Below are 7,761 nucleotides of genomic sequence, written 5' to 3'. Positions count from 1 at the left end.
ATATCGAAATGCTGCATCCCCTTTTTCAGATCAAAACTGACCGAATGCCCCGCCTTGCGCAGCAACTCTGCATAATCGCGGCTTTGGCGGATGAATTCGGGCGTGTCCCGCTCGGCCACGGTCACATGATACCGGGGGCCGGGGGCGGGCAGGTGCAGGATGGGAGAGAGATCATGTATCTCGACCGGGGTCAGGCCCAGCGGGTCGTTGACCGAGGTCAGGCTGATCGGCTCCAGATCGTACACGCCGCTGATCAGGATCACATCCCGCACCCGCAGCCCCGCGCGGGCCAGCGCATCGGCTGAGGTTGCCATGACCATGCTGACCAGATGTGCGCCCGCGCTGTGCCCGGACAGGGTGATACGGGATGGGTCAAACCCCAGATCAGGTGCGTGCGCCGCCAGCCACAGCAAGGCGTTGCGGCATTCCTGAATCATGTCACCGATACGCGCATCCGGGGCGATCGTGTAGTTCAGGGTCGCAAATGACTGTTCCGCCTCAACCAGCGCCGGGGCCATCATCGCCGAGTCGCGCTGGCTGAGCGCCTGCCAATAGCCGCCATGAACAAAGACATGCAGCGGTGCACCGCCCCCTTTCGCGGGAAAGAAGTCCAGCACCTGCGTCGGGCTTTCGCCATAGGCAAGGTTACCCCGAACCGCCATCTGGGCCCGCGCCTGCGCGCTGAGCGCTGAAAAGCTGTTCAGATAAGGTGTCAGATCGCCGCCAATCATTGAGCTGGGGGAGTATTCCTGTTCAAGCTCTGCTTGGGTGAAACCGCGATAGAGCAAGGCTCAGTCCTCCGCATACATCAGTTCGGTGCGCATGTCGTAGAGGTCGTGGAAGAACCGCAGATCCAGCGCTTTGCGCAGGAAAGACACGCCGCTGGACCCTCCGGTGCCGGGTTGGTTGCCGATCACCCGCTCCACCGCCGTGACGTGATCGAATCTCCAGCGTTGAAACAGCGATTCCACATCCATCAGCTTTTCCGCCAGCGCGTAGAGGTCCCAGTATGTCCCGGTATCGCGATAGACCTGCACCCAGATTTTCACCACGCGCGGGTCCCCGGAATAGGGCTGCGCATAGTCGCGGTCCAGCACATCGCGCGGCACGTCAAACCCCTGACGCGCCAGCATGAAAAGCACCTCGTCATAGAGCGAAGGCTTGGTCAGCGCGGCCTCCAGCATCTCGGTGACCTCCGCGTCATGTGCGTGCACTTTCAGGGTCGAGGCATCCTTGTTGCCCAGAATGAACTCGATCTGGCGATAGCCATAGCTTTGAAAGCCCGAGGAGCTGCCCAGCGCCTGCCGAAAGGTCATGTAATCGGCGGGGGTCATGGTCAGCAGGGTCTCCCATGCGGCAATCAGTTGATGCTGGATCGCCTTGACCCGGTCGAGGTTCTTCATCGCCGGGCCGAAATCATCCTGTTGCAGAAAGCGGCGCACCTCGACCAGTTGGTGGTGCATCAGCTTCAACCACAGCTCGCTGACCTGATGGATGATGATGAACAGCATCTCATCGGGTTGGGCGGGGTCCTGAAAGGTTGTTTGCAAGTTCAGCAGGGTCTTGAGCTGCAGGAAGTCGCCATAGCTTTTGCGATGGGTCTGCGCGAAATCGGTGACCAGAGTGTCCTCGACCCCGCGTTCCAGAAACCGGTCTTCCTTGTCGCCCATGTGCTCCTCCAAACGCCTGAGTTATCCCCTGTTTAGGGTCTAATCCTGCGCAAGGCCAGAGTGTCAGGTCCAGTCCAGAACCACCTTGCCCGACTGCCCCGATTTCATTGCGGCAAAGCCTTGGGCGAAATCATCAATGCCGAACCGATGGGTGATGACGCGGCTGACATCGAGACCGTTTTGCAACATGGCGATCATCTTGTACCAGGTCTCGAACATCTCGCGCCCGTAGACGCCTTTGATGGTGATCGCCTTGAAGACGATACGGGACCAGTCAACCGGAGATTTCCCCGGCGGGATGCCCAGCAGGGCGATCTTGCCGCCCATCACCAGCGCCTCGACCATCTGATCCAGCGCGATTTGCGAGCCCGACATCTCAAGCCCGACGTCAAACCCTTCTTTCATACCCAGTTCGGCGATGACGTCTTGCAGGTCTTCGCGGCTGACATCCACCGTGCGCAGGGTTGGCACGACATGTTCGGCCAATGTCAGGCGATCCGGGTTTATATCGGTGATCACCACATGCCGCGCGCCTGCGTGGCGGGCCACGGCGGCGGCCATGATGCCGATGGGGCCTGCGCCGGTGATCAGCACATCCTCGCCCAGCAGATCAAAGCTCAGCGCGGTGTGGACGGCATTGCCCAGCGGGTCGAGGATGGCTCCGATCTCATCCGGTACGTCATCCGGCAGGGGGACGACGTTAAAGGCGGGCAGTTTCAGATATTGCGCAAAGGCCCCCTGTTCATTCACGCCGATGCCCCGCGTGCCGGGATCGAGGTGAAACTTGCCCGCGCGGCTTTGGCGGCTGTCGGTGGTGATCAGGTGACCCTCGCCCGAGCAGCGTTGGCCGATCTCAAGCCCCGTGACGTTGCGCCCGATCTCGATGATCTCACCGGCGAACTCGTGGCCGGTGATCATCGGGATCGGCACCGTTGCAGCGGCCCAGTCATCCCAGTTCCAGATATGGATGTCGGTGCCGCAGATGCCGGTCTTGTTGATGCGGATCAGAACCTCATCCGCGTTGATCTCGGGCACCGGGGCCTGCACCATCCACAGACCTTCTTCGGGTCTGGATTTTTCAAGCGCTTTCATCGTGTTGGGTCGCATCAGATCACCCCCAGTTCTTTGCCGACCTTGCCAAAGGCCGCCAGCGCCTGATCCAACTCACCCCGTGTTAGAGCCGCATTCATCTGCGTTCTGATCCGCGCTTGCCCGCGCGGGACGACGGGGAAAAAGAAGCCCGAGACATAGACACCTTCGTCAAACAACAGGGTGGCCATTTCTTGCGCCAGTGTCGCCTCGCCCAGCATCACCGGGATGATCGGGTGTTCGCCGGGCAGCAGGTCAAAGCCCAGTTTCTCAAGCCCCGCGCGCCAGTATTTGGCGTTGCCGAACAGTTGGGCACGCAGCATGTCGCCCTGTTCGACCAGACGGATTGCCTCAAGTCCGGCGGCGACGATGGAGGGCGGCAGCGAGTTTGAGAATAGATAGGGCCGCGCCCGCTGCCGCAGCAGATCGATCACTGGCTGCGGCCCGGCGATGTAGCCGCCGATTGCCCCCCCAAGTGCCTTGCCCAAGGTTCCCGTCAGAATATCCACATCGACGCCGAAATGGTCCGGCGTGCCTGCGCCGTTCGGCCCCATAAAGCCGGTGGCATGGCAGTCATCGACCATGACGATGGCATCATGCTTGTCGGCCAGTTCCCGAATTTTCGGCAGGTTGGCCAGATAGCCATCCATCGAGAACACACCATCGGTGGCGATCATGATATGCCGTGCCCCATCCTCGCGCGCCTGTTTCAGCCACGCCTCAAGGTCGTTCATATCGTTGTTCAGATAGCGATAGCGTTTGGCCTTACACAACCGAACGCCGTCGATGATCGAGGCGTGGTTCAGACTGTCCGAGATGATGGCGTCTTCAGGCCCTAACAAAGGCTCAAACAGCCCTCCGTTCGCGTCGAAACAGGCGGCGAACAGGATTGCATCGTCCTTGTTCAGGAATTTCGCCAGCCTCTGTTCCAGCTCGCGGTGAATGTCTTGCGTGCCGCAGATGAACCGGACCGAGGCCATGCCGAACCCCTTGGGCTCCATCGTGCTTTTGGCGGCGTCGATCAGGGCGGGATGGTCGGCGAGGCCCAGATAGTTGTTGGCGCACAGGTTGATCACCTGTTTGCCGCCCACCGTAATTTCACCGCCCTGCGGCGAGGTGATCATGCGCTCGCGCTTGTACAGACCCTCGGATTCGATCTGCGCGAGGGTGTCCGTGATATGGGACAGGAATGCGTCTGCCATGGCGACCTCCGTTCATCTGAGTCGCGTATCTAACATAGCGGACGCATTTCCCAAATAGGGGAATGTCGAAATCACGGAAAAAATTCCGTGAAGGCGGAAATTTGCCGGTCAGGCGTTTTTGACGATCAGGAAGACGCGCGCCGGGCCATCGGCGCGGATCGCATGTGGAACGTCGGCGGCGTACCGCGCGGTATCGCCCTGTTGCAGCGCGCTGATCGCATTGCCCGAGGTCACCTGCACCGCGCCGTCCAATACCGTCAGTTGCTCCCGCGCGCCCCGCGCATGCGGCGGACTATTCAGAGCGCCGTTTTCATCGAAGCGGATGTCATAAACCTCATGCCCGCCCGCCTCTTCCGGTGGAGAGAGGATACGGATGCGGCAGTTCTGGCCCATATTGTCGATGCTGGGCACTTCGGCATGGCGCAGTACCTCGATCTGGTCGGCGCTGTTGCCGTCCTCAAGCAGGCCCGCGAAATCCACTTGCAGGGCGCGGGTCAGGTTCCACAGGGTCGAGATCGTCGGACTGCTTTCGCCGCGCTCGATCTGGCTGACCATGGATCGCGATACGCCGCTGAGATTGGCGACCGCCTCAAGCGACAGGCCCTTGGCCCGGCGCGCCTCTTTCAGGCGGGCGGGCAGGCGTGTCAGGATATCGTCTGGCTTTTCCGTCATGACGGAAGTTGATGCGCGCTGGGCGGCAGGTTGTCAATTGTGATGGTGACGGAACGTCCTTTGGGACAGGGGCTGGGCGGGGGTGCATACTGTCGCCGAATCCTGGAGGGAAAAGACATGACCGATATCGTAATTCTGGACGGTGCCCGCACCGCAATCGGCACATTTGGCGGCGCGCTGGCCTCGACCGCGCCGATTGATCTGGCGACCGTGGTGACCGAGGCAGCGTTGGAGAAATCCGGGGTTGAGGGCGGTCAGATCGGCCATGTGGTGTTCGGCCATGTGATCAATACCGAGCCGCGCGACATGTACCTGTCACGTGTTGCGGCGATGCAGGCGGGCATTCCGAATGGAACTCCGGCGATGAATGTGAACCGGCTGTGCGGCTCGGGTGCGCAGGCGATTGTGTCGGCTGTTCAGTCCCTGATGCTGGGGGATGCGGAGTTTGCCATCGCGGGCGGGGCTGAGAGTATGTCGCGCAGCCCCTATATCGTGCCGCAGGCGCGGTGGGGGGCGAAGATGGGGGATGTGACCTCATTGGATATGATGCTGGGGGCGTTGAATTGCCCGTTCGGCACCGGGCATATGGGTGTGACCGCCGAGAACGTCGCCGATGAGCATCAGATCAGCCGCGCGCAGATGGATGAGTTTGCCCTGACGAGTCAGACCCGTGCGGCAGCGGCGATTGAGGCCGGGCATTTCGAAAGCCAGATCGCGCCGGTGCAGGTCAAGGTGCGTCGCGTGATGGTGGATTTTGCGGTGGATGAACACCCCAAGGCGACCACATCCGAGGCCTTGGCCGGGCTGCGGCCGGTGTTCAAGAAGGACGGTCGGGTGACGGCGGGCAATGCCTCGGGCATCAATGATGGGGCTGCGGCGATGGTGCTGGCCACAGGGGATGCGGCTGAGAAGGCCGGGTTGAAGCCGCGGGCGCGGGTTCTGGGCTATGCCCATGCCGGTGTGCGCCCCGAGGTGATGGGGATCGGTCCGGTGCCGGCGGTGCAGAATCTGTTTGCCAAGACCGGCCTGTCGGCGGCGGATTTCGATGTGATCGAAAGCAATGAGGCTTTTGCGGCGCAGGCTTTGGCCGTCAATCAGGAACTTGGTTTGGACGGGGCGAAGGTGAACCCCAATGGTGGTGCGATTGCCTTGGGGCATCCGGTGGGTGCGACCGGCGCGATCATCACCCTGAAGGCGCTGTATGAACTGGAGCGTGTGGGCGGGTCGAAGGCTTTGATCACCATGTGTATTGGCGGTGGACAGGGGATTGCTCTGGCGATCGAGCGGCTCTGATCGGAGGGCGTTAAGGGGGGCTGTCTGCCCCCCATCGCGCCTTTGGGCGCGATTCCCCCCGAGGATATTTTTGGCCAGATGAAGCTGCGGGATTGGTTTTAGTTGAGCGCCATGATCAGCAGGATGGTTCCGGCGCCTGCAGCGGCGCCGATCAGGGCGGTCAGTAAGGTAGACAACACGGGTGAACCGGGGTGGTCTTCTTTTTGCGTTTGGGCGATCAGGGCGTTTTCGACCAGCGCGGGCAGGCGCGGGCCGAAGCGGGCCAGGACCATGGCGGTTTTACCGAAGTCACGTAGGGCGGCGCGGGGGCCGATGGATTGTTTGATGTAATCCTCGACCACGGGGCGGGCGACCTCCCAGATGTTGATATGCGCATCTAGTGAGCGGGCGACGCCCTCGACAACAACCATGGTGCGTTGCAGCAGGATCAATTCCGTGCGGGTTTCCATGCCGAAGCGTTCGGTGACCTCGAACAGGTAGTTCAACAGGCGACCCATCGAGATATGCGAGGCATCCATGCCGAAGATCGGCTCACCCACCGCGCGCAGGGCGCGGGCGAATTCATCCACATCCTGGTTGGCGGGGACATATCCGGCCTCGAAATGCACCTCGGCCACGCGTTTGTAGTCGCGGCGGATGAAGCCGAACAGGATCTCGGCATAGACCCGGCGGGTGTATTCGTCGATATGGCCCATGATGCCGTAATCGTACGCGATGATATCGCCATTGGCGGCGACCTTGAGGTTGCCCTGATGCATGTCGGCATGGAAATAGCCGTCGCGCAGGGCGTGCAGCAGGAATAGGCGCAGGACGCGTTCGGCCAGATCGGCGCGGTTGTGACCGGCGGCGTCCAGCGCCGCGTTGTCACCCAATGCGACGCCGTCCGCCCAGCTGAGCGTCATCACCCTGCGGGCCGACAGGGGCCAGATTACGGGCGGCAGCCAGAACCCCGCGTCATCCTTGGTGTTGGCCGCGTATTCCGAGGCGGCAGCGCTTTCCAGACGCAGGTCCAACTCTCCGCGCACAACGCCGTCGAAATGTTCGATCACGTCCATGGGGCGCAGGCGGCGTGCGCCGGGGGCGAACAGGTCGACGATTCGGGCGGCAAAGTAGAACGCGTCCACATCCTTGCGGAAGGCGCGTTCGATGCTGGGGCGCAGGACTTTTACGGCGACGTCTTCGCCGGTGCTGGTCAGCTTCGCCTTGTGGACCTGCGCGATCGAGGCCGCGGCGATGGGTTCGCTGAACTCGGAAAACATCTGATCAACCGGCTGGCCAAGTTCCTTTTCGACCTCGGCCATGGCTTCGGCTCGGGAAAAGGGCGGCAGCTTGTCCTGCAGCACGCGCAGCTGTTCGGCCAGTTCATCGCCCACCACATCGGGGCGGGTCGAGAGCACCTGACCGAATTTGATATAGGCCGGACCCAGCGCCGTCAGCGCGCGGGTGGCGGGTGGCATGTCGGGGTCGCCCTTGTAGCCCAGCCATTGAAAGGGTTTGCCCAGCGTATGGGCCAGGATGCGCACGGCGCGCGGGGCCTCGAACGCGTCCAGCACCACATTCATGGCGCCCGTGCGTTCCAGGGTGGCGCCTGTGCGGATCAGGCGGATGATGTTGTGAGGGCCGCGCATCTAGATTTTCCAGCCGGAATGCAGCGCGGCGATGCCCATGCTCAGGTTGCGATACTTGGCGTTTTCGAACCCGGCGGTGCGGACCATGTTCAGGAACGTCTCTTGATCGGGGAATTTGCGGATCGATTCGACCAGATATTGATAGCTGTCGTAATCGTTGGCGATCAGCTTGCCCATGCGCGGGATCACGTTGAAGCTGTAGAGATC

At 61.7% G+C, this 7,761-nt stretch carries 8 protein-coding genes; 1 reads left to right on the top strand and 7 read right to left on the bottom strand.

Going from position 1 to position 7,761, the window contains the following annotated elements; genetic code table 11:
* From MPJ51_RS19880 to MPJ51_RS19860, 5 genes are all read right to left on the bottom strand, one after another.
* The coding region (locus MPJ51_RS19880; RefSeq protein ID WP_298390486.1) for an alpha/beta hydrolase at positions 1-788 on the bottom strand (788 nt) is incomplete at its 3' end.
* 3 nt (positions 789-791) lie between these two features.
* Positions 792-1,670 (bottom strand): tryptophan 2,3-dioxygenase family protein, encoded by an 879-nt coding sequence (locus tag MPJ51_RS19875; RefSeq protein WP_298390484.1) that lies wholly within the window; start codon positions 1,668-1,670, stop codon positions 792-794.
* Between the two features lie 63 nt (positions 1,671-1,733).
* Positions 1,734-2,762, bottom strand: coding sequence for an L-threonine 3-dehydrogenase (gene tdh, locus MPJ51_RS19870; RefSeq protein ID WP_298390490.1), 1,029 nt, complete (start codon positions 2,760-2,762; stop codon positions 1,734-1,736).
* A 14-nt stretch (positions 2,763-2,776) separates the two neighbouring features.
* A complete protein-coding gene (locus MPJ51_RS19865) occupies positions 2,777-3,961 on the bottom strand; it encodes a glycine C-acetyltransferase (protein WP_298390482.1) in 1,185 nt (394 codons plus the stop codon).
* 108 nt (positions 3,962-4,069) lie between these two features.
* Positions 4,070-4,633: an XRE family transcriptional regulator gene (locus tag MPJ51_RS19860; RefSeq protein ID WP_298390480.1), complete on the bottom strand. Its 564-nt coding sequence runs from the start codon at positions 4,631-4,633 to the stop codon at positions 4,070-4,072.
* A gap of 117 nt (positions 4,634-4,750) precedes the next feature.
* Here MPJ51_RS19860 and MPJ51_RS19855 point away from each other — a divergent pair, with 117 nt between their 5' ends.
* Complete coding sequence (locus tag MPJ51_RS19855; protein WP_298390478.1) at positions 4,751-5,926, top strand: acetyl-CoA C-acyltransferase family protein; 1,176 nt, start codon at positions 4,751-4,753, stop codon at positions 5,924-5,926.
* 98 nt (positions 5,927-6,024) lie between these two features.
* Here MPJ51_RS19855 and ubiB read toward each other — a convergent pair whose 3' ends face one another.
* Both ubiB and MPJ51_RS19845 read right to left on the bottom strand, forming a co-directional pair.
* Positions 6,025-7,554: a 2-polyprenylphenol 6-hydroxylase gene (gene ubiB, locus MPJ51_RS19850; RefSeq protein WP_298390476.1), complete on the bottom strand. Its 1,530-nt coding sequence runs from the start codon at positions 7,552-7,554 to the stop codon at positions 6,025-6,027.
* Positions 7,555-7,761: class I SAM-dependent methyltransferase (locus MPJ51_RS19845; protein WP_298390474.1), on the bottom strand; the 207-nt coding region annotated here is incomplete at its 5' end.

Source organism: Ruegeria sp. (assembly GCF_028066395.1).
Taxonomy (GTDB): Bacteria; Pseudomonadota; Alphaproteobacteria; order Rhodobacterales; family Rhodobacteraceae; genus Ruegeria.
This window is presented reverse-complemented; position numbering and strand designations above follow the sequence as displayed.

Coding starts and splice junctions, on each gene's coding strand:
- MPJ51_RS19875 (WP_298390484.1), bottom strand. CDS start 1,670: ATGGGCGACAAGGAAGACCGGTTTCTGGAACGCGGGGTCGAGGACACT.
- tdh (WP_298390490.1), bottom strand. CDS start 2,762: ATGAAAGCGCTTGAAAAATCCAGACCCGAAGAAGGTCTGTGGATGGTG.
- MPJ51_RS19865 (WP_298390482.1), bottom strand. CDS start 3,961: ATGGCAGACGCATTCCTGTCCCATATCACGGACACCCTCGCGCAGATC.
- MPJ51_RS19860 (WP_298390480.1), bottom strand. CDS start 4,633: ATGACGGAAAAGCCAGACGATATCCTGACACGCCTGCCCGCCCGCCTG.
- MPJ51_RS19855 (WP_298390478.1), top strand. CDS start 4,751: ATGACCGATATCGTAATTCTGGACGGTGCCCGCACCGCAATCGGCACA.
- ubiB (WP_298390476.1), bottom strand. CDS start 7,554: ATGCGCGGCCCTCACAACATCATCCGCCTGATCCGCACAGGCGCCACC.